This is a genomic window from Psychrobacillus sp. FSL H8-0510 (assembly GCF_038008345.1).
Lineage (GTDB): Bacteria > Bacillota > Bacilli > Bacillales_A > Planococcaceae > Psychrobacillus > Psychrobacillus psychrotolerans.
This window is the reverse complement of the sequence record NZ_JBBOYZ010000001.1, coordinates 2,518,416-2,540,570: the sequence shown is the minus strand read 5'-3', so window position 1 is coordinate 2,540,570 and position 22,155 is coordinate 2,518,416. Positions and strand designations below refer to the sequence as shown.

18 protein-coding genes and 1 other annotated feature are annotated in these 22,155 nt (G+C 36.6%); of the genes, 10 read left to right on the top strand and 8 right to left on the bottom strand.

Annotated features, from left to right (window positions below; all coding sequences use genetic code 11):
* Positions 1-101: 101 nt before the first annotated feature.
* Entirely contained in the window at positions 102-2,237 is a 2,136-nt protein-coding gene (gene pilM, locus MHI40_RS12805; RefSeq protein WP_340762961.1) for a pilus assembly protein PilM, read from the bottom strand.
* Between the two features lie 165 nt (positions 2,238-2,402).
* On the opposite strand from pilM, the gene MHI40_RS12800 reads away from it, so the two are divergent.
* Entirely contained in the window at positions 2,403-3,488 is a 1,086-nt protein-coding gene (locus MHI40_RS12800; protein ID WP_093536848.1) for a bifunctional 3-deoxy-7-phosphoheptulonate synthase/chorismate mutase, read from the top strand.
* 137 nt (positions 3,489-3,625) lie between these two features.
* Complete coding sequence (gene ccpA, locus MHI40_RS12795; RefSeq protein ID WP_340764507.1) at positions 3,626-4,624, top strand: catabolite control protein A; 999 nt, start codon at positions 3,626-3,628, stop codon at positions 4,622-4,624.
* 24 nt (positions 4,625-4,648) lie between these two features.
* On the opposite strand, the gene MHI40_RS12790 is transcribed toward ccpA, so the two are convergent.
* The 3 genes from MHI40_RS12790 to MHI40_RS12780 are packed head-to-tail and all read right to left on the bottom strand — an operon-like array spanning position 4,649 to position 7,134.
* The gene (locus tag MHI40_RS12790; RefSeq protein ID WP_340762960.1) at positions 4,649-5,821 is read right to left on the bottom strand and encodes an acetoin utilization protein AcuC; all 1,173 of its coding nucleotides are present in this window, start codon (positions 5,819-5,821) and stop codon (positions 4,649-4,651) included.
* Positions 5,818-6,465, bottom strand: coding sequence for an acetoin utilization AcuB family protein (locus tag MHI40_RS12785; RefSeq protein WP_340762958.1), 648 nt, complete (start codon positions 6,463-6,465; stop codon positions 5,818-5,820). Before MHI40_RS12785 ends, MHI40_RS12790 begins: the two co-directional genes overlap by 4 nt.
* Before the next feature lie 36 nt (positions 6,466-6,501).
* On the bottom strand, positions 6,502-7,134 hold the full coding sequence (locus MHI40_RS12780; RefSeq protein ID WP_093536851.1) for a GNAT family N-acetyltransferase: 633 nt from the start codon (positions 7,132-7,134) through the stop codon (positions 6,502-6,504).
* A 172-nt stretch (positions 7,135-7,306) separates the two neighbouring features.
* On the opposite strand from MHI40_RS12780, the gene acsA reads away from it, so the two are divergent.
* The 4 genes from acsA to MHI40_RS12760 all read left to right on the top strand — a co-directional run bounded on the left by acsA (position 7,307) and on the right by MHI40_RS12760 (position 11,834).
* Complete coding sequence (acsA, locus tag MHI40_RS12775) at positions 7,307-9,025, top strand: acetate--CoA ligase (protein WP_340762957.1); 1,719 nt, start codon at positions 7,307-7,309, stop codon at positions 9,023-9,025.
* Between the two features lie 111 nt (positions 9,026-9,136).
* Positions 9,137-9,556 carry a DUF4181 domain-containing protein gene (locus MHI40_RS12770; protein ID WP_340762956.1) on the top strand — a complete coding sequence of 140 codons (420 nt, stop codon included), beginning with the start codon at positions 9,137-9,139 and terminating at the stop codon, positions 9,554-9,556.
* A gap of 70 nt (positions 9,557-9,626) precedes the next feature.
* Positions 9,627-10,505, top strand: a complete 879-nt coding sequence (locus MHI40_RS12765; RefSeq protein WP_340762954.1) for a phosphotransferase family protein — start codon at positions 9,627-9,629, stop codon at positions 10,503-10,505.
* Positions 10,506-10,652: 147 nt separating this feature from the next.
* Positions 10,653-11,834, top strand: a complete 1,182-nt coding sequence (locus MHI40_RS12760) for an amidohydrolase (protein ID WP_340762953.1) — start codon at positions 10,653-10,655, stop codon at positions 11,832-11,834.
* A gap of 78 nt (positions 11,835-11,912) precedes the next feature.
* On the opposite strand, the gene MHI40_RS12755 is transcribed toward MHI40_RS12760, so the two are convergent.
* Both MHI40_RS12755 and MHI40_RS12750 read right to left on the bottom strand, forming a co-directional pair.
* A complete protein-coding gene (locus tag MHI40_RS12755) occupies positions 11,913-12,290 on the bottom strand; it encodes an SET domain-containing protein (protein WP_340762952.1) in 378 nt (125 codons plus the stop codon).
* 172 nt (positions 12,291-12,462) lie between these two features.
* Positions 12,463-15,393: a transglycosylase domain-containing protein gene (locus tag MHI40_RS12750; protein WP_340762951.1), complete on the bottom strand. Its 2,931-nt coding sequence runs from the start codon at positions 15,391-15,393 to the stop codon at positions 12,463-12,465.
* Positions 15,394-15,492: 99 nt separating this feature from the next.
* Positions 15,493-15,688: a binding site (T-box leader), on the top strand.
* Positions 15,689-15,736: 48 nt separating this feature from the next.
* On the opposite strand from MHI40_RS12750, the gene tyrS reads away from it, so the two are divergent.
* Positions 15,737-16,999, top strand: a complete 1,263-nt coding sequence (gene tyrS / locus MHI40_RS12745; RefSeq protein WP_340762950.1) for a tyrosine--tRNA ligase — start codon at positions 15,737-15,739, stop codon at positions 16,997-16,999.
* Positions 17,000-17,059: 60 nt separating this feature from the next.
* Here the strand turns inward: tyrS and MHI40_RS12740 are convergent, their stop codons facing one another.
* Positions 17,060-17,224, bottom strand: coding sequence for a hypothetical protein (locus MHI40_RS12740; RefSeq protein ID WP_340762949.1), 165 nt, complete (start codon positions 17,222-17,224; stop codon positions 17,060-17,062).
* Between the two features lie 199 nt (positions 17,225-17,423).
* Between MHI40_RS12740 and MHI40_RS12735 the strand changes: the two genes are divergently transcribed.
* Positions 17,424-17,672 (top strand): DUF3006 family protein, encoded by a 249-nt coding sequence (locus MHI40_RS12735; protein WP_175496237.1) that lies wholly within the window; start codon positions 17,424-17,426, stop codon positions 17,670-17,672.
* A gap of 175 nt (positions 17,673-17,847) precedes the next feature.
* Here MHI40_RS12735 and rpsD read toward each other — a convergent pair whose 3' ends face one another.
* Positions 17,848-18,450: a 30S ribosomal protein S4 gene (rpsD, locus tag MHI40_RS12730; RefSeq protein WP_093536861.1), complete on the bottom strand. Its 603-nt coding sequence runs from the start codon at positions 18,448-18,450 to the stop codon at positions 17,848-17,850.
* A 363-nt stretch (positions 18,451-18,813) separates the two neighbouring features.
* Here rpsD and MHI40_RS12725 point away from each other — a divergent pair, with 363 nt between their 5' ends.
* Together MHI40_RS12725 and megL are read left to right on the top strand one after the other, a co-directional pair.
* On the top strand, positions 18,814-20,676 hold the full coding sequence (locus MHI40_RS12725) for a sensor domain-containing diguanylate cyclase (RefSeq protein WP_340762947.1): 1,863 nt from the start codon (positions 18,814-18,816) through the stop codon (positions 20,674-20,676).
* A gap of 70 nt (positions 20,677-20,746) precedes the next feature.
* Positions 20,747-21,934, top strand: a complete 1,188-nt coding sequence (gene megL / locus MHI40_RS12720; protein WP_340762945.1) for a methionine gamma-lyase — start codon at positions 20,747-20,749, stop codon at positions 21,932-21,934.
* The last annotated feature ends 221 nt before the right edge of the window (positions 21,935-22,155 follow it).

The following is a 22,155-nucleotide window of genomic DNA, read 5'->3' as shown; positions in this document are numbered from 1 at the left end:
GTAATTTTATACAAAATAAAAACGAGGACTGACTATGTCAGATGCTCGTTTTTTCATGCTTTTATGCAATTTAAAATTGTAGCCAATATCGAAGGGAGCTCTTATTCAAAGACAATCTCCAGTTGATCCCCACCGAATATTTCTTCATCAAAACGGGAAGGATTTCCATTTTTTAAGATTTGGAAGGAGCCAGCTTGTTCAGGCATAGTCCATTCTGTAAAGCGAAAAACGTCTTGAAAAATCCAAGGGGAACTATTTATATCTTGCCACTGAATTTTCGATTCGTTCGCAATAATATCTGTTGAGGACAATTGGACGTTATTTTTATGAACAATGGCGCAATCTCTGGAAAGCTCTAGCGTGTTATTTTGGAACGTAATTTTTATCTGATCTACCAGTTTTTTATCGAGTTGATTTGCCAGTTGTTCCAGTGTAGGTGAATTATGTGTTTCCATTTGTATAATATCATTCTCTTGTACAGAATAGGAAAGTTTTACTGGACTGCCATTTAGTGATAATTTGGTTGAAAATGGCGGGATAAAATGATTTTTATTATTTATCGTGACGGTGTATGGATGGAGCTGAGTCAAATAATTTTCTTTATGTATTGCATACAAAACTTGTTCAACAGTTTGTGGAGTCTCCACAGTAATTTTGTCATTTTCTTGCAACATAGTGTCTAAAGATACTTTCTTGCCATTTATTTGTACGGAAGGTTCTACTATATACATAACTCCTTGGAATGTTATAGATTTAATAGTAGCATCATCTAAAAGATCTCGAACTGTGGCCATTCCTTCTTTTCCATCGATGCCCTCCAATAGTTCAATCTTATCGTTATTTTGAATAGATGATTTTGTGTTGGCTTCTATACCATTCAGTTGAATAACGGCAGGTTTTCCATGCTCTCCGGGAATATGAATAACTTGTCCATTCACATGTACTGATAGGGCCTCACCAGGCCTTCCATAGAGTTTACGTGCAGAGATATTAGCGGCTAGTAAGGCATCGGCTATAGTCATTTCTTTGAGTTCAAATAACCGAACAATTTGATTGTTTACTTGTACAGACATATATTGGATTGGTGCACGCTTTGCAGCGATAGCAATACCAATAGGAGTCACCAATTCAGGTGTAATTGGGATATGATCTGCTTTCGTTAAGTTCTGAATGGCATCAATGCCACGAACAGCTACTCGATTGGCAGGTAAATTTAGTTTTTCAGCTAAAATACGAGGCAACGTTGGAGTCAAACTTCCTCCACCAACAAGCATTACCGCTTTCGTAGGTTTGTTATTATTCAGTCGAAGGATTTCGTTTGAAATGGAACTAGCTAAAACCTCTATAGCTGGCTTTAGTGAGTCGACAACTTCTTCTTTTGGAATGTCTTGTTCGAAGCCTAAAATATCCTGTATTTGAATGAATTCTTCGGTATTGAGGGTTCTTTTTGCTTCTTCGGCTAATGGGAAGTCTAATAGGTAAATGTCACTTAAAGCCTCAGTAATTTCATCACCAGCCGTTGCAACCATTCCGTAGGCAACTACAGTTCCCAAATCTGTTATAGCAATATCGGATGTTCCTGCTCCAATATCGACTAATGCTACATTTAATCTTCTCATAGAAGGAGGGATCAACACATTAATCGCGGCAATTGGTTCCAGGGTCAATGCCTCCATTTCTAAGTTAGCTCGTTTTAATGCAGAAATAAGAGATTCTACAACAACCCGAGGTAGAAATGTAGCAATAACCTCTATAGATGCTTCGTTTCCTTGTTGATCAACTAGACTGCCTATTTCTTCTCCATCTAATCGATAATAGACAACACTGTAGCCTACACAATAATAATGATTGGTATTTTTGTCCGTACTATTTTGAAGTAGGTTACTTTGTGCTTTTTGTACTGCTGATAACTCAAGTCGACTCATATCGTCTTCTGAGAAGATAGGTCTATTTTTAATATCCATTATGACTTCAGCTTGCTCTGTTTTTAGTGCTCTACCAGCAGCAGCTACACTAACCTTTTCTAGCTTGCCATGCTTTTTTTCTAACTTTTCTTTGACAGACTGAATTATCTCAGCCACTTTTAAGACATTATGTATTTGACCGTCAACCATTGCTCTTTCCTTATGTTCTTCTACTAATATATCAACAACATGGAAAAACTCCCCATGCTCTTCTAAAATGATTCCCACTACTGACCTTGTCCCAATATCTAATGCAAATAATTTAGATGCCAAATTCCCACGTCCTTTTTTAGACAAATACTTTAACGAGTTGAATCGCTAAAATAAAATGCGTGACATTTTCTCATGCATTGATTATAATATGTCTTATATCTAAAAATGTATCACAATTTTCAGTCGTTATAAAGTACCGATGGAGAGAAGAGAGGAGAATTATCTATGAGTCATGTAGATTTAGACGCTTTACGCGCACGTGTTGATGAGATTAACGTAGAGATCTTACAGTTAATAAACGAAAGAACTGGTGTTATTCAAGAGATTGGTAAAGTAAAAGAAAAACAAGGTGTTAATAGATATGATCCTCTTCGTGAAAGACATATGCTAGATCACTTGAAAGAAAATAACGCTGGACCACTTCCACAATCAACTGTTGAGCATATTTTCAAAGAAATTTTCAAAACTGCATTGGAAATACAAGTAGATGATCAAAAGAAAGCACTTCTTGTGTCTCGTAAAAGAAAACCTGAGAGTACGATCGTTAATATTAATGGAGAACTTATTGGAACAGGTACACCATCGTTTGTATTTGGACCATGTTCAGTTGAGTCCTATACACAAGTGGCAGAGGTAGCAGCAGCTATCCAATCTAAAGGATTGAAGCTAATCCGTGGTGGAGCATATAAGCCACGTACTTCTCCATATGATTTCCAAGGTCTAGGATTAGAAGGACTAAAAATCTTAAAACAAATTTCAAAAGAATTTGGCTTGTCTACAGTTTCTGAGATTGTAACGCCAAGTCATTTAGACGAAGCATTAGACTATATTGATGTAGTTCAAATCGGTGCTCGTAATATGCAAAACTTTGAATTATTAAAAGCAGTAGGCTCTATCAATAAACCAGTCCTATTAAAACGAGGAATGGCTGCTACATTGGATGAATTCATCCATGCAGCTGAATATATAATGTCTCAAGGTAATGACCAGATTATTTTATGTGAACGTGGTATCCGAACGTATGAACGTGCGACAAGAAACACGTTAGATATCTCTGCGGTGCCAATATTGAAACAGGAAACACATTTACCAGTATTTGTAGATGTAACACATTCAACGGGTCGTCGTGATATACTTCTACCTGCTGCTAAAGCCGCTATTGCTATTGGTGCTGACGGGGTAATGGCAGAAGTTCATCCAGATCCAGCTGTTGCTTTATCGGACGCGGCTCAACAAATGAACTTACAACAATTTGATGAGTTTTATGATTCTGTACAGAAATTCTTGAAAAATCATGAGATCCACGCATAGATAGTGAAAAAATTCACAAAACCGACTCTAATTTTAGAGTCGGTTTTACTATTTGATTGAAAGTTAGGAAGGTTATCAAGTATTATTAATATATATATAAATTTTTGTATGTAAAAAAGGTGAAGGAGGGATATATGTTGACTATTACAATTTACGATGTTGCCAGAGAGGCAAATGTATCAATGGCAACTGTTTCACGCGTTGTTAATGGAAATCAGAATGTGAAGCCAGCTACCCGTCAAAAAGTATTGGCAGTAATTGAACGACTGGATTATCGACCAAATGCTGTTGCACGAGGACTAGCGAGTAAAAAAACAAAAACGGTCGGCGTTATCATTCCCGATATTTCAAATGTATTTTATGCAGAGCTAGTACGTGGTATTGAGGATATTGCAACGATGTACCGTTATAACATCATCTTAACAAACTCCGATCAGCAAGAAGATAAAGAAGTTCAATTACTATCTACACTACTTAGTAAGCAAGTAGATGGGGTAGTTATGATGAGTGATGAAATTTCCCCTGAAATGTTGCATGAAATGAACAGAGCAACCGTTCCAATTGTTTTAGCAGGAACAGTGGAAACATCAAACTCGTTTCCATCTGTAAATATTGAATACCATGATGCAGCAGTGGACGCAGTGAATCGTCTGATTAAAAATGGACATAAACGCATTGCTTTTGTATCTGGATCTATTGATAGCACCATTACTAAACTATACAAGGTATCAGGTTATGAAAGAGCATTAAATGAGGCTAGTATTGAAATTGACACAGATCTTATAGTAGGTGTCAATAATACATACGACGATGGTCTTGTTGCATGGGATCAGTTACGAGAGTTAAAGGATCCGCCAACAGCATTTTTTGCTGGTAACGATGAAATTGCTATTGGTCTAATCCATGGTGCACAAGATAACGGATTACGCGTACCCGAGGATATAGAAGTAATGAGTTTTGAAAACTCGAAACTAACAAGAATGGTTAGACCTCAACTAACGAGTGTCGTATTACCATTGTATGATATTGGGGCAGTCTCAATGCGATTGCTGACGAAGCATATGAACAAAGAAAATATTGAAGAGAATAACGTAATTCTTCCGTATTGGATTGAGGAACGAAAATCAGTTAAATAAAAAAAACACCAGTAAACTAAACAGTTACTGGTGTTTTTTAAATGCTTGCTGATTTCGCAACTGGTAAAGTGCTTTATCGAGCATATGTTTATTTTTTTCGGTAATTTCTTCTTTACGTGGAATAGGTTCGTATAGCGGATTTGGATCTTGCCAAGTAGGGATGAGTGGGACTGGTGCTTCTTTCGACCATCGATCCAACCAACTTTTTGGTAATTCGCCTTCTGGCAATGGAATATCATTCATCTCCATCCATACGTAGGACCATGCACGAGGTACTACTCTCCAAATATCGTAGCCACCACCACCAACTGCAATCCATTTGCCATCACAAAATTCATGTGCGAGCGCATGCGCCAACTTAGGAATCTCTCGATAGATATTCATTGTTCCATATAAATGTGTAAGTGGATCAAAATAATGAGCATCTGCACCATTTTGGCTTAGAATGACATCCGGTTTGAATGCTTCTACAATTTCACGAAAACTTGTCCGGTAAATATCTAAAAAGGACTCGTCCTCTGTAAATGCATCAATAGGGAAATTAAAAGACGTTCCGTACCCTTCTCCTGTCCCTCGCTCGGTAATATTCCCTGTGCCGGGGAATAGATATCTTCCTGTTTCATGAATTGAAATTGTGCATACATTTGGATCATCATAAAAGCTCCATTGGACACCATCTCCGTGGTGAGCATCTGTATCTATGTAAAGAACACGAGCATTATACTTTTCTTGCATATATTTAATAGCAACAGAGCTATCATTATAAATACAAAAACCAGATGCACGACCTTTAAAACCGTGATGAAGACCTCCACCTAAATTTACTGCATGAGTAGATTTACCTTCCATTACATAGTCCACAGCAGTCAACGTTCCACCTACAAGGCTTGCGCTTGCTTCATGCATATCTGGGAAGATAGGGGTATCTTCCGTACCGATGCCGTAACTCTCATATTTAGTGCTATCGGCATCTATCTTGCTAGCTTCTTTTACCATTTCAATATAGTTTGCATCATGGACGAGAAGTAATTCCTCGTCCGTTGCTATTCTAGGAGAAACAATTTCTGATAAGGATAAAGCATTTACTTCTTTTAATAGATCCACCGTCAATGTTAGGCGTTTTTGGTTAAATGGATGAGTATCCGAAAACTTATAGCCTAATTGGTTTTCGGAAAAGACGAATACAGCATTTTTCATAGTCCCAGTCCTGGATGATTCGGCCATAATACCTCATAGCCTTCAGCACGAATAGATTTGATAAGTTCTAGTGGATTGATCGTTTTTACGCGAAGCACTAAGATTTTATAGTCGCTGTGATCCTTATCGGGATAAACTAATACACTTAATACATTGACTTTTTGGTCGTGGAAAACTTTTGAAACGTCGAACAGAACACCAGGCTTATTTGGAACCCGAATTTCAATTTGGGAACCTGGTTGATGTACACCTGTAAGTTCAATAAATTTGTAAAGTAAGTCGGACTCGGTGATCATTCCTACCAGTTTTCCGTGCGATACGATTGGTAAACAACCAATTCGATTATCATAAAATATACTTGCAGTTTCCTCTACGAAATCTAGAGGATGGCCTGTGATTGGATTTTTAGTCATAATTTCTTCTAATGTACGATTATATATTGAAGGGTCTGATACATTTTGTAAGGTGGACGGAGTTGCATCTTTTAAATCTCGATCGGTCACAACTCCTAATACTTGACGCTTGTCATTAATAATTGGTAAATGACGTATTTTCTTCTCTTTCAGTAGTTTTAATGCATCATTTATCGTGTGATCCGGAGTTAGACTCGGTACGGAAGTATTCATGATTTGTTCAACTAGCATTGGCATGAACTCCTTTTGTCAGATAGTATTCAAAGATTAATACATAAATCTATTCATAAATCGTAATTGGTCAAATTGTTGGATAGATTCATTGTCCACCCTGTTACCAATCTTCGCCATTAGACAATTAGCTGGATGGGAACTGATCTCAGGATCATCCGTTGCAAAATATTCAAGTCCACCCGCTTGCATCATTTTCTCCATTACTTTTCTATACTCCCAAACATTTAAACCAGTGCCTTTCAAATCCCAGTGCCAATAATACTCTGTCGTAATCGTAATATAATCTTCCATCGCATCATCCATCATGGAGACACGAAGGAGTGTTTTCCCAACTCCGGTGCCACGGAATTTTGGAATTACCTCGATTGCTCCTAATTCTATCAAATTTTCCATATTACCTTGTGACCACCTTTCTAAGGGGTCTGGATGTAAATATGTGCAATAACCTACAATAGTTTCTTGATCACGCACAATAATTATTCTTCCTTCAGGTAACTTGGCTATTTCAATAATTGCTTGATGCTGTTGTTTAGGTGCACGAAAAGCTACCAAATCCTCATGGAACTGAAGCCTGGCAATTTCCTCAGAAGGAACAGGACCCTCTATAATGACAGTGCCATGTACCGTCTCTTTCTGCATGGAGTTATACGTTTTGGTATGTATCAAGGATTCACCACCCATTAATAGTATTGTAATTGTATTTATTATACATGATTTTAAACAGAGAAAGCGATTACCATAATTATTTGATAAAAGATTCTAAAAAGTAGAAAGATTAGCAAAAAGGATAAAAAGTGTTGTAGAATGAAATAGTATAGTTATAGAAAGGGTGATTAGGATGAAGATGGAAACATTACAAGTAGTTCAAGGGGACTTTCAGTTAAAAAATTATGAGGAAACTGCAAAAAACTTTAAATGGGAAGATGCAGAAAAAGAGTTCTCATGGTATAAGACTGGCAAAGTGAATATGGCGTATGAAGCAATTGATCGTCATGCAGAATCCGATAAAAAGGATAAAGTCGCACTTCATTATCAAGATGTAGATCGTAAGGAATCTTATACATTTGGCGATATGAAAAAATGGACGGATAAAGCTGCAAATGTATACGTAACCCATTCGAATTTGTCAAAAGGGGATCGTCTGTTTATATTCATGCCGAGATCACCAGAATTGTATTTTGCACTTCTTGGTGCTACAAAAATGGGGTTAATTGTTGGTCCACTTTTTGAAGCGTTTATGGAAGGCGCTGTTTATGATCGTTTACAAGATAGTGAAGCAAAAGCAATTGTTACAACACCGGAATTATTAGATAGAATTCCAATGGATAAATTACCTAAATTAGAGACGGTATTTATAGTTGGTGAAAATATAGAGGAATCCGATAAGTTCATCGATTTCAAAAAAGCATTACATAATGCATCAGAAGACTTTGAAATTAGATGGGTCGATAGAGAAGATGGCCTGATTTTACACTATACATCTGGCTCCACAGGAAAACCAAAAGGGATTTTACATGCCCATAATGCGATGGTACAGCAATACCAATCGATGAAATGGGTGATGGATATAAGAGATGACGATATCTATTGGTGTACTGCAGATCCAGGTTGGGTGACGGGAACGGCATATGGCATCTTTGGTCCATGGCTCACGGGAACTACCTCCCTTATTCTTGGTGGCAGATTTTCACCAGATGCTTGGTATAAAGCGATAGATGATTATGGAGTAACGGTATGGTACAGTGCACCTACAGCGTTTCGCATGCTGATGGGAGCAGGAGATGCCATCGTTAAAAAGCATGATTTATCTTCATTACGTCATGTGTTGTCAGTTGGCGAACCGTTAAATCCGGAGGTTATCAAATGGGGTATGCAAGTTTTCAATAAACGAATCCATGATACTTGGTGGATGACAGAGACTGGTGCACTGATGATCTGTAATTATGGTTGCATGCCTATTAAACCAGGTTCAATGGGGAAACCACTTCCTGGGACTGAAGCAGCTATTATAGATAATCAGGGGAATATTGTCCCGCCTTATACAATGGGGAATCTGGCTCTTAAAAAGGGTTGGCCAGCCATGATGCGTCAGGTGTGGAACAATAAAGAAAAGTATGAGTCATACTTCATTAACGATGAGTGGTATTTCTCTGGGGACTCGGCTTATATGGATGATGATGGATACTTTTGGTTCCAAGGTCGAGTAGATGATGTTATTATGACTTCTGGCGAACGCGTTGGGCCATTCGAAGTAGAAAGTAAATTATTAGAGCACCCAGCTATTTTAGAAGCTGGTGTTATTGGAAAACCGGATCCTGTCCGTGGCGAAATTATTAAAGCGTTTGTTGCGTTAAACGAAGGGTACGAACCATCGGAAGAACTAATAACAGATATTCAACAATTTGTGAAAAAAGGACTTGCTGCACATGCAGCACCTAGAGAGATTGAATTCAAAGATAAGCTACCAAAAACAAGAAGTGGTAAAATTATGCGCCGTGTATTAAAAGCTTGGGAGTTAAAACTGCCAACCGGCGATTTGTCTACTATGGAAGACTAGTAATCTAAGTCAATCTATTACTAGAATATATAAATACAAAATGGCACTGCACATAGCGGTGCTTTTTGTATTTATATTAGCTAACAAAAGGATGCTGAGGAGGTGAAAATTATGTATGGAACTGATTGGCTTACCTTACTTCTCCTACTAGCAATTGTTATGTTACTATTCCTATTGTTTAATGCTGTTATGAGAAAATGGCTACAAGTCGAGAAGAAGAAACTGTTTTCATATAATCATATTAATGAGAAACACAAAAAAATGGATTGGACTATAAGGGTCGTTTTTCTAGTGGTACTGCTGCTAGGGAATTTCATAAATGTTACGACGGAGCCAATGGAGTGGTTTTGGTTTTTCGAAACATGGTTTTTATTGATTGTTTTTATAGTTGTGTCTGAAACCGTTAGAGCTGTGATGGAGTGGAAGTATGCAGTAAACAAAAAAGATTATATATTTACAATTAGCCAGTTAATATTTGGAGTTCTATTAATACTAACAGTGATTCAGACTAATTTTTGGGGATTGATTTAAACACAATATCCTAGGGGATTTGTTGGAATAGTACATGGTGTAAAGTTTAAACAGAGATGGGTGAAATTAATTGGAACAATTAGGTCAAATTATTAAAAAGCTAAAAATAAATGTTCTTTCCATAGAAGATGTGCCTAATTCATTTAGCTCGACTGTATATAGAGTGGAACAGATTAATAAAGAAATAGTATATTTGAAAATTCCCTATTCCAATTTGAAACTAATACGTGAATATGAAGCGATAGAAATCTTAAGTGAAGCGCTACCTGTTCCTAAATTATTGGAATATTGGGAAGGGGACGATAATATTCCAGGTGCTATGTTGCTGTCAGAGATGAAAGGGCAGCCAATCACAGGAAATGTAAGTGAAGTATTAGCCTATGATATTGGGGTCCATCATGCAAAAATGCATAATGTGACTCCACAAGAAGGTAATTCATTTAAAGGGATTTCAAATGTGTATGAAAAATGGTCGACTTTTATGAAATCGCATTTTTATGGATTTGCAGAAGATGTAAAAGAGGTGATACCAGAGGACTTGTTAAAAAAATCTATTGAGCTTTTTGAAGAGCAACGTAAATGTCTGCCTCATTCAGATGGACCGAGCTTTATACATATGGATTTCCGTCCGGCAAATATTATTATTCAGGACAACCAAGTTTCTGGAATTATAGATTTTGAAAGTGCTCGCTTTGGTTCCACGGAAATGGATTTCACCAAAATCAATCGTGATATTTTTACTAAAAACTCCGGAACATTAGAAGCGTACAAAAAGGGGTATCAATCTATTCGTCCATTAATAGATTTAGAGGTTATCTTGCCGTTTTATCGTTTTACAGATGCATTTAATTCACTTGGATGGTGTAAACGCCGTGGAATCGAAAAGCATCAGCAGTTTTTTGATGAAAATTTTGTTATTTTAAAATCGATATTACAGAGTGAACGATAAATGATGAGAATTTTTTTTGATAGGGCTGTGAATGAATCAGTAAAATTACTAATAAGTCCATAAAGGTGTATGCTTATTTCTAAGTTGAATTTATTCAATTCCAATCAATGCAGGAACAGTAATTTCTCACAAAGGAGCTTATGGTATATGAGAGAAAAACTTATGGAAATGCTAGATGCACGTAAAGATGAAATGATTCAGATTCGTCGCTATTTACATGAACATCCTGAATTATCATTCAAAGAAGAAAAGACCTCTCGATATATTGCAGAATTTTACAAAGGAAAAGGCGTGGAAATACAAACAAACATTGGAAATGGTTATGGAATTATTGTAACAATAGTGGGGGCAAAACGAGGAAAGACAATAGGGTTACGCGCAGATTTTGATGCGCTTCCGATTGTGGAAGAAACACCTGTACCTTTCAAATCGAAAAATGAGGGTGTCATGCACGCATGTGGGCATGATGGCCATACAGCTTATTTGCTAGTTCTGGCAGATTGTTTAATACAACTGAAGTCAGAGCTAGCTGGAACGATAAAAATAATTCATCAGCATGCGGAAGAAGTACCACCAGGTGGTGCGAGAAGTATTGTAGAATCTGGTCTGTTGGATGATTTAGATGAAGTATATGGGATTCACTTACTTCCAATTGCTCCTGTTGGAATGGTTGGGTACAATAAGGGCTATGCTTTCAATGGTAGGGCATACATGAAATTGAAAATACAAGGGCGAGGCGGGCATGGTTCATCGCCTCACATAGCAAATGATGCAATTGTGGCAGGGGCACATTTTGTAACTGCTGTTCAAACTATTATAAGCCGAAGATTAAGTCCATTTGATATTGGTGTGATCACCATTGGGTCGTTTGATGGGGCTGGTACCTTTAATGTTATTAAAGATAGCGTAGTACTAGAGGGTGATATTCGATACATGACAGATGCAACGAAAGAAACGATAGAACGGGAAGTAAAACGTCTTGTCAGAGGACTTCAGGAGGAGTTTGATGTAAGTTGTGAACTTACCTATACACTCGACTATCCACCTTTATACAATAATCCTGAACTTACAGAGAAAGTAGCGGTAACATTATTAAATGCGAATGTGAAGGAAATTACAGAAGTAATAGAGGTCCCACCAATGGCTCCTTCTGAAGATTTTGCGTATTATGCGGAAAGGTTTCCAGCTTGTTTCTTTTATATCGGGTGTACTCCAAAGGGCGTTGAAGAACCATATTTCAACCATAACCCTAAATTTGACATCGACGAAGATGCACTGTTAGTGGCAGCAAAAGCTGTCGGACAAGTTGTTTGTAGCATGCAAGAATAAAACAAAAAGAGTCATTCAAAATTTACTTTTGAATAACTCTTTTATGATATAAACGAATGTGTAAGTTACAAGTTTTTTCTATTCCTTATTGAACCAAAGCTCATCTTTGTTATCAATTTCACCATTATAATTAATCAGAATTTCATCGCCAGCTTTAATATCGACGTAAGCAAAGAAATCGAATGTGTGATTATCAAAATTAATCTCATAGTCTGCATTAGGTTCATATGAATGATTAAATAACATACCATATCCAAGCAGGATGGCAGTGTGATTTATCCCGTACTCAAAAGCGTAATCAGCTAGTAAGGTTTTTTCAATATGTTCATGCTGGTCGTTTGGGTATGAAATGACAGGTGCTTCATGAAAAAGCTGTCCTTTTTTGATATCACATTTAGCAAATACCCCTCTATTAAACTCTCCATCACTTAGTGGAGATACTTTTACCTCAATCATGTTTGTTCTCCTTCTCACTATTAAATATTCTATCTAACTGTAACATTAATTTGCACATTATGCTCTGTTTTATGTGTATTTCGAAATTATATGAGCGAAAGATGGTCAATTTAACAAACAAAAAAGAGCCCAATTATGAAACTTGGGCTCTTTCGATACGGTATTTGTTCTATTATTCTTCGCCACCACTAGTCGGCGGTGGTTCTTCCTCTACAGGAGGAGTTACAGGTTCTACAACAGGTGGGGGAGTAACGGGTTCTACAACAATAGGAGGCGTTGTAGGCTCTTCATTCTCTTCCGGTGCTGTTGGAGGCACTATTGGTTCTGTAGGTACTACAGCTTCTATAGATACTATATTAGATGCGGCAGATTCTAATCCTGTGATATCGACTGCAACAGCGATAAATTGGCCAGCTCTATTAATAGATAGACTGTTTCCGGCAGCTTCTTTAGTGGATGAGAGTAGAGTTCTTTGCCCGTTTATAACTTCATAAACTCGATACCCTACAACATCTCCAGAAGTCGACTTAGACCAAGTAATCGTCCCATTAGACATTGCAGCAGACACTGCGGCTGGTGCACTGCCGTCAGCATTAAATACTTCCTCAGACACTACATTTCCTCCAAAGGCTGATTTGGCAGGGAATAACTTAGAAGCATTGCCTCCAAATTTACCAAGCATCCGATTGATAAAATCTTGGTTTACTCCATACCCACCACTTACTACAAATTCCCCAGGAGTGGAATCGAGTGCGCGATATCTGTTTCCGTTTATTTGTACATAGGAAGAAGAGATTAAACTATCATCCTTTGCAGTTGGTAATAAAACAGCTGCATTAAATAAATCTGACTTCACTAAACCAGCTTGTGAACATGCATCTGACACTGCTAATCCTGAAATTCCACAGAAGGATCTAGTAACGACACCTTCAGGAGCAGTAAAGTTATTTGGTGCATCTACTAATTCAGAATTTACATCATACATTGCGTTCATCATATTAGACCAGAGCATATTGATACGCACGCTCGGATGATTGTAACGATTATTCATATAATATAAGGTTTGGGTATCATCACCGTAACCTAACCAAACTCCTAAAGAAATATTAGGGTTATAGCCAACTAGCCATGAATCATTATGATTCTGTGTTGTACCTGTTTTTGCACCAAAATCTGATTGGAATTTCAACCTAGCTTTTGCTAGTTTTGCAGTCCCATCAGACATAACATCTCTTAACATATCGGTAATAATATAGGAAGTAGCAGCACTGAATACTGGCACAGGTTCCACTTCGTGTTGATAAATAACATTACCGTCAACATCTTCAATTTTTTCGATCATATAAGCATCAATAAACTGTCCGTTATTTGCAAATGTTCCAAAGGCATTTGTATTTTCCTCGAGTGTTGCACCATTTGTCATTCCACCAATAGAGAGAGCATGATTAGCATACTCTGCTTCATCTATATGCTCAAATCCCATTTTTGTTAGGAATTGAGTTGGCTTGCGATCCATGATTAAATCGTATAATCGTATCGTTGACAAGTTTTGTGAGGTTGTCAAAGCATCTCGAGCAGAGATAATACCTAGCTCTTGTTCAGTTGTATAGTTTGATGGTGATTTTGACCACGTAGTACTACCTAATTTTTCTAGCTTCAAATCGACTACGGGACTACCAGCTCCAATTACACCATATTCAATCGCAGGAGCATAGACGAGCAGTGGTTTGATGGTAGAACCGATTGGCCGGATACCTTGTGTAGCACTATTTTGGGCTTCAATTTTATGATCTCGTCCACCTAAAAAGGAAAGTATTTTACCCGTACCATTTTCAATCATCATCCCACCAACTTGAACAGGGAAGTCTTTTACCACTATCTCTCCTGAATCTTCATCCTTTACTTCCTTCTGGAAGGTATGTCCGTAAAATTCAAATTCATCTCTTACTTTTAACATAGCTTCATACATGTCTTTATTAATAGTGGTATGAATACGGTAACCATCTGTACTAATGGAACGTTGTGCTAAAATATCATACTTTTGATAAAGCTTTTTTTCATTATCTAATCGAGCAGGATCAATTGAATCGGCTTCTGCAAACTGATCTCTTAAAATTTCTTTCACTCTATTTTCCACTTCAGCTGTTAACCAAGGATACTTGTCTTCAGGAAGTGTTTCTGGCTCTCTAAAATCTTTCGTAATATCGTAGCTAACAGCATTCTTATATTCCTCATCCGTAATATAACCAGTTTCATTCATTCGGAATAAAACAATTTTCATCCGTTCAATCCCAAGTTGGAGAGCTTCTCCTTCTTTTATCTCTCCACCTTGTCTAAAAGGAGTATAAGCAAATGGAGCTTGGGGAATACCAGCTATGTAGGCTGCTTGTGGTAAATTCAGATCTTTTGCTTTTACATTGAATATTCCATTCGCCGCTGTTTCAATTCCAGCGATGTTTCGTCCATTTGAATTTCGGCCGTAGGGGATTATATTCAAATATGCTTCTAATATTTCTTCTTTGTTCATGAAGTGTTCTAAGCGCATAGCTAATAGTATTTCTTTTGCTTTACGTTCATAAGAAACCTCATTGGTTAAAATTTGGTTTTTGATTAATTGTTGAGTTAATGTAGAACCACCAGTTTGTGTATCAGAGTTGGATACATCTTGAAGCAATCCGCGGAAAATTGCTTTAGGAACAATTCCCTTATGTACTTCAAAGTATTCATCTTCCGTCGCTAAAACTGCATCTATTACATAAGGAGAAACCTCTGATAGATTTGTTTCCGTTCTTTCTAAATCAGTGCGTAGTTTACCTAAATACACGTCTCCGGCAAAGTAAACTTCCGATGTCTCTTCATAGTTAAAGACAGCACTGCGCATTTCATCTTTACCACGAAGTGGTTCTTCTTTTACCAATGAAGCAAAATATCCTGCGCCTACAGATAAACCGAATACTCCGAGTGTCAGAATACCCACCATAAGAAGTAAACTTAAATTCCAGATGACACTAGAAGAAACTCTTAATCCCTTAGCCCATTTAGTAGACTCCCACATATCAATTTTTTCTTTGTATCTCTGTATATTTTCTTGCCATTTCTTCATTCAGTTCTCGCCCCCTAAATCTTGAATTATTATACCATAAGCCTAATTGTTAGACGATAGTTATTGACATACAATGTAGATTAGGTAAAATAGATATATATTTTAACGAAGAAAAGTCCGAAGTAGTAATTATACATACTGTGAAGAGAGCTAGCGGTTGGTGAGAGCTAGTCAGTGTATTATGCGAATTACAGGCTTGGAGTTAAACGTACTCACAACGATACGGTGATTGAAGCGGAGGGAATAATTCCTTCAAGCTGGGTGGTACCGCGCTAATTGATTAAGCGTCCCTGCATGATTTTTTATCATGTGGGGACTTTTTTATTTTAAGGAGGCAATATTAATGACGAATTTATTGGATGATTTAGCTTGGAGAGGTCTTCTATACCAACAAACCGATGCTGAGGGCATGGAACAGCTTCTTAGTAAGGAAAAAGTATCATTATACTGTGGAGTAGATCCTACAGCAGATAGCATGCATATAGGACATATTGTGCCGCTTCTTACTTTAAGACGTTTCCAAATGCATGGACATAGACCAATTCTTTTAGTTGGTGGTGCAACTGGAATGATAGGGGATCCCTCTGGTCGTTCAGAAGAACGCCAATTACAAACAACAGAGCAGATTGATTTGAATGTTCAAGGTATTAAAAAACAAATGGAGCAAATTTTTGATTTCAATACCGATAATGGTGCACAAATGGTGAATAACAGAGATTGGATCGGCTCTATGGATGTTATTGAATTCCTGAGAGATTTTGGAAAACTAATTAACATTAACTATATGCTGGGAAAAGACTCTATCTCTTCACGTTTAGACACAGGACTTTCTTTTACTGAGTTTGCCTATACGCTAATTCAGGGAATTGATTTTAATCATCTATACGATCATTTTGGGTGCCGAGTTCAAGTAGGGGGTTCTGACCAATGGGGAAATATTACTACTGGTTTAGAGGTAATTCGTAAAACACATGATGACAATACAAAGGCTTTCGGTATTACTATACCATTAGTAACGAAAGCTGATGGGACCAAATTTGGTAAGTCTGCATCAGGTTCTGTTTGGTTGGATGCAAAGAAAACATCCCCATACGAGTTTTATCAGTTCTGGATTAATACAGCAGATTCAGATGTTATTAAATACTTGAAAATCTTCACCTTCTTGGAACGTGAAGAAATTGAAGCTTTAGAAGTTACCGTTGAAAACGAAGCCCATTTAAGAAAAGCACAAGCAACTTTAGCAGAGGAAATGACTCGTCTGATCCACGGACAAGAAGCATTGGATCAAGCAATTCGAATTTCACAAGCATTATTTAGTGGCAATTTGAAAGCCTTAACTGCATCAGAAATGAAAGATGCATTTAAAGATGTACCTTCTGTCGAGATGACAAAAGATGAAAAATCTATTGTTGACTTCATAGTAGAGGCTACGGTGTCACCATCTAAGCGCCAGGGACGAGAAGATGTAACAAATGGTGCTATTTCTATTAATGGAGAAAAAGTTACGGATGTTGCATATGTAGTAAGTGGGGCAGACCGGTTAGAAGATGAGTTTATGATTATTCGTCGTGGTAAAAAGAACTATAAAATGATTAAGTTTGTATAAGATAAAAGCTACTTCCCAATACTATAAGGGAAGTAGCTTTTTATAGAGCTAGATGATTAGTTAAAAACCACCACGTTCATCTACGTGATGATTATTTTGTCCATCTTTAACTTGTAACTGTTTCTTTTCGTGCTCGTTTAACTTTTGGTATTCCAAATAACTTTCGCCTATAACATTGTCTTTTTCCTTCTTATTAGATGTATTAACCGATTTACCTGTTTTCATAGAAAATCCTCCTGTTTCTTAAAAGTTCTTCGTTAGTATTGACCACTTTTGTGTAATTAGTCACAAATTTAACAAGAAGATTCAAAAAGAAAGCATTACTAGTTAAAAAAGTACATGAAATAGTATAAAATGATAAATAGGATAAAGGTTTGGAAATATAAACACATTTTTTTATTATTAGATTGAGGGGACGTTATTAGTGAGTGCAAAGAGATACCTGTTACATCATTTCGATGACTTTTTTGTTGTTCTATTCGAAAAGGATAACAAAGCAAATAAATTAGTTATCTTAAAAGACAAATTTACAGTGAATGCAAAAGAGGGAGATTTATTAGAGGTAGAGATAAATCAAGATAAATCAGGTTATAATTTTAAAATGCTAGAAGAAGAAACAGATAATACGAAAAAAAGATTATTAGACTTAATTGAGAGTATGAAAAAGAAATAACTCCCGATTTTAAAACTAATCTCATTCAGTCTATACACCTTTCTGTTGGAAAGAGGAGAAAGTTCCTCTTCATCCTAGAGGTGTTTTTTTATATACAGATACTATATCAATAAATAAAAAGCCTTCGAAACCCTGTATTAACAAGGTTTCGAAGGCTTTTAATAGAGCAATAATATTAACGAGAGTAGTACTCAACGATAAGAGCTTCGTTGATTTCAGCAGCTAATTCTCCGCGTTCTGGGTTACGAACGAAAGTACCAACTTTGTTGTCTGCATCAAAAGTTAAGTATTCTGGTACGAAGTTGTTAATTTCCATTGATTCGTTTACAACATCAAGGTTTTGAGATTTTTCACGAAGAGAAATTTCTTGACCTGCTTTTAAACGGAATGAAGGAATATCAACGCGTTTACCATCAACCATAACGTGACCGTGGTTTACTAATTGACGTGCTCCACGACGTGTACGAGCAAGACCTAAACGGTAAACAATGTTATCAAGGCGAGTTTCAAGAAGAATCATGAAGTTTTCACCATGTTTACCTGGCATTTTACCAGCTCTATCAAATAATGTACGGAATTGACGTTCGTTTACACCATAAGTGTGACGAAGTTTTTGTTTTTCTTGTAATTGCATACCGTACTCAGTTAATTTTTTGCGTTGGTTAGGACCGTGTTGTCCTGGTGCGTAAGGGCGTTTTTCTAATTCTTTACCAGTACCGCTTAGTGAAATACCAAGACGACGTGATAATTTCCATGATGGACCTGTATAACGAGACATATATGTCTCCTCCTCTATGTTGGTTTTATTTTGTTGTAAAATAAGACCAGATGTATTCAGACTAGCAGACATTTTGTTTTCATGTATCATCGCCCTAGCAGCCGAGGGTTACGGGATACACCATCTATAGTATAGAGGAACAAAATGAGCAATCTAGGCCATACAACTGCTGCATTTATTTTACACAAATTTCATTGTATCTCTATATCTATCGAAAGTCAAACGATAATCAAATTCAAAAATAATTACAAAAATAGCGTAGACATAGAAAGGATAAATAGGATAAAATATAGTTATATTGAATTATTAGTAACTGTGCTAAAAGTATCATAATTTACTCTTGGAAAGCTGAGAGGTGAACTAATGGAAAGCGAAAATACAATTATTGGTCTTAAAAGTAGAATACTTGACATTTGGAATGAAAATGTATTCACTCATGAATCCAGTATTAAATGGTTTGATGACTTGAAAAATATCTTATTTGAATTTTTTGATATAAAAGAAGCGAAGTATTACATATATGATGCGGAAACTTTTTTACAACTTTCATGGAATCACTCTTTTGCGAAAAAGCTCAATGCTATTAAATGGGTAGAGATAGAGCCATTGTTCTATGATAAAGACATAATAGATGCTCACAAACTACAACTAAAAGACTGTACTGAAAATGATGTAGCTTTATTGTTAAGAGATAAAGAATTGCATCCATTAGGATTAATCATAATGGAATCCTCAGAAAAGTGGATAGAATTTTCAAAAACAACTCAACTAGATATATTCTTGACTACTATTACTAAATTAGTTAAAACGATTAGAAAATCTGTTTATTTAACACAGCAGGAGAGCCAGTTTAGAAATTTGTTCAATGTAACGAAAATGTTTAATTCGACATTAGATATCGGTCAAATATTAGAGGGTACATTAAACTCTATTGAAAATGCATTTCCAAAATTTAAATCTATACTTATTTTATCGAATGATCAGGATCGTAAAACGTCTGCTCCATATAAATTATTCGATTATACAACAGAAAGAAATACTACCGTGGAGGCATATGTATCTGGTGAAATAACGACAGAATTAGCGCAAGATTTAGGTGTGAGATTACTGAATATTCCTATTGTCGGAAAGCAAGGTATCTATGGTATTTTACAAATGTCCACACCTTTAGACTATTTATTTTCAATTAGACAAAAAGAATTTGCAGTTTTACTTGCTAGAGCAGCCGGGAATGCATTAGAAAATGCTAAACTATACATCCAATCACATCGGTTAGTTTCCGATTTACAATTAATCAACGAAACTTCGCATAAATTGAATATGAATTTATCATTAGATGAGATGGTTGTTTTTTTACGCAATCAATTAATGAAGTTTTTCCACCCAGAGCATGTAGGTTTTGTGTTTATAGAAAATGACGAATATAAAATATCACCAGCAAGTACGGATGTATTTCATTCGATGGAAGGGCATCTTTATATTCAATATGTCACAAATCACTTTAAAAGTGAGAAGGATTCTTTATTTATCGCCGATTTCAATCGTCTAATAGAGTCAAAATATGAGTACCGCTCATTAGTGGCAATTCCTTTAAAAGAACAAAATAATATAACCGGGTTTAGTATAATCTTGCATAAGGAACCCTATTTTTTCTCTTTTGACAACTACAAATTAATGCAGTCTTTGATACAACATTCATCTTTAGCTATAAGTAATTCTACATTAAGATACAAGCTACAAAAAATGGTGGATCGAGATCATTTAACGAATCTTTTTGCACGAAATTATTTAGATAGGTTCGTTGAAGATGCGATGGAATCAGATGACCAAGGTGTCTTCGTACTTATTGATATCGATAACTTTAAACGTATTAATGATACACATGGGCATCAAATTGGGGATGAGATTCTAAAACAAATAGCAAGAGTCATACAAGGAAAGATTAAAAACAAAGGAGTTAGTGCGAGATGGGGTGGAGAAGAGTTAGCCCTCTATTTATCTCATATGTCCCTAGAGCAAGGAGTGGAAATGAGCAGACAATTACTGGCGGCCATTCCTCAAAAGACCAACCCTTCTGTAACAGTGTCTATTGGTATATCGCACTGGTCTCGAAGTGATAATTTGAGTTTTAATAATCTCTTTCACAATGCGGATACAGTATTGTACGAAGCAAAAAATAATGGGAAAAATCAGCTATGTATTTATAAGGCATCTCACTCTTCTTGATGAGGTGTCTTTTCTTTTTATAGAATTCCATGTACACTAGATGTAAGCGTTTACAATAAGGGGTGTTTTTATGAGTAATTCAAATTTTTCAAAAGAGACAATGTATATCCATAAAGGGTATAAAACGGGAGATCATCAAGATAGCCTAGCTGTTCCACTTTATCAGACGTCGACATTTGCATTTGACACTGCGGAACAGGGTGAAAGAAGGTTCGCAGGGGAAGAACCAGGGGGAATCTATTCAAGGTTAGGGAACCCGACAGTACAAGTATTAGAGGAACGGATTGCCGCAATGGAGCTAGGGGAAGGTGCACTAGCTTTTGGTTCGGGAATGGCAGCGGTGAGTACTATATTAGTTCACCTTACTAAATCAGGTGATCATATCCTATGTACGAGAGGGATTTATGGTTGTACATTTGGATTGCTGAAAATTTTGAAAGAAAAATATGATATTTCACATGACTTAAAGACTTTAATGACTGAAGAAGAGATAGAAAATGCTATTAAACCAAATACAACTTGTATATATATAGAAACACCAATTAATCCAACGATGGAAATCGTGGATATCGAGCAAATAACAAAAGTTGCTAAGAAACATGGTATTCCGGTAGTTGTAGATAATACATTTTCCTCCCCGTACTTACAAAATCCGATAGAACTAGGAGCAGATTTCGTACTGCATAGTGCGACAAAATACATTAATGGGCACGGTGATGTTATTGCTGGAATTCTAGTGGGAAGAGATAAAGGGGAAATGGAGACAATTCGCGGTACTGTACAAAAAGACTTTGGCGGCATTATTTCGCCATTCGATGCTTGGCTATTAATACGCGGATTAAAAACGTTGCATGTTCGCATGGACAGACATTCGGAAAATGCTAGTAAAGTATTCGACTTTTTAAAGGCACATCCATCTGTTGAACATATCTATTATCCGTTTGATGTAGATAATCCACAATATCATGTAGCGAAGAAACAGATGAAAGCCGGGGGTGGTCTTATTTCTTTCACTATAAAAGGAGGAGTGAAAGAGGCACAAAAATTGATGAATGAACTAAAACTGATAAAAATTGCAGTCAGTTTAGGAGATGCTGAGACTTTGATCCAGCATCCTTACACAATGACTCATTCTGTTGTACCGGAAAAAGAAAGATTAGAGATGGGGATAACAGGCGGCCTGTTAAGACTTTCTGTAGGGCTTGAGAACTCTAGTGATATTATAGAAGATTTACAGCAAGCTTTATCTAATATGTAAAAAGTGGAAGGAGATATCTCCTTCCACTTTTTGCTGCATAATAAGAGTCTTTTTTAAAGACGTGGAACTTTTATGAGGGAACATATCTATGTGTCTAAGGGAAGGGATATGCGCGTCTGAATAATTATGGAGGTAAATGGTAATTTTAATTTTGAATAATCCGAATGAAACATACTCAACCATTGTGGAAAAAGAAAACGGTGTCGGAAGTAAGAATACTC

What these genes read in the sequence shown, in the direction of transcription:
- MHI40_RS12800 (WP_093536848.1), top strand. Translation starts at nt 2,403, where the DNA reads ATGAGTCATGTAGATTTAGACGCTTTACGCGCACGTGTTGATGAGATT.
- MHI40_RS12785 (WP_340762958.1), bottom strand. Translation starts at nt 6,465, where the DNA reads ATGCTAGTTGAACAAATCATGAATACTTCCGTACCGAGTCTAACTCCG.
- MHI40_RS12755 (WP_340762952.1), bottom strand. Translation starts at nt 12,290, where the DNA reads ATGATTGAGGTAAAAGTATCTCCACTAAGTGATGGAGAGTTTAATAGA.
- MHI40_RS12770 (WP_340762956.1), top strand. Translation starts at nt 9,137, where the DNA reads ATGTATGGAACTGATTGGCTTACCTTACTTCTCCTACTAGCAATTGTT.
- megL (WP_340762945.1), top strand. Translation starts at nt 20,747, where the DNA reads ATGAGTAATTCAAATTTTTCAAAAGAGACAATGTATATCCATAAAGGG.
- tyrS (WP_340762950.1), top strand. Translation starts at nt 15,737, where the DNA reads ATGACGAATTTATTGGATGATTTAGCTTGGAGAGGTCTTCTATACCAA.
- MHI40_RS12725 (WP_340762947.1), top strand. Translation starts at nt 18,814, where the DNA reads ATGGAAAGCGAAAATACAATTATTGGTCTTAAAAGTAGAATACTTGAC.
- MHI40_RS12790 (WP_340762960.1), bottom strand. Translation starts at nt 5,821, where the DNA reads ATGAAAAATGCTGTATTCGTCTTTTCCGAAAACCAATTAGGCTATAAG.
- rpsD (WP_093536861.1), bottom strand. Translation starts at nt 18,450, where the DNA reads ATGTCTCGTTATACAGGTCCATCATGGAAATTATCACGTCGTCTTGGT.
- MHI40_RS12750 (WP_340762951.1), bottom strand. Translation starts at nt 15,393, where the DNA reads ATGAAGAAATGGCAAGAAAATATACAGAGATACAAAGAAAAAATTGAT.
- MHI40_RS12760 (WP_340762953.1), top strand. Translation starts at nt 10,653, where the DNA reads ATGAGAGAAAAACTTATGGAAATGCTAGATGCACGTAAAGATGAAATG.
- acsA (WP_340762957.1), top strand. Translation starts at nt 7,307, where the DNA reads ATGAAGATGGAAACATTACAAGTAGTTCAAGGGGACTTTCAGTTAAAA.
- MHI40_RS12740 (WP_340762949.1), bottom strand. Translation starts at nt 17,224, where the DNA reads ATGAAAACAGGTAAATCGGTTAATACATCTAATAAGAAGGAAAAAGAC.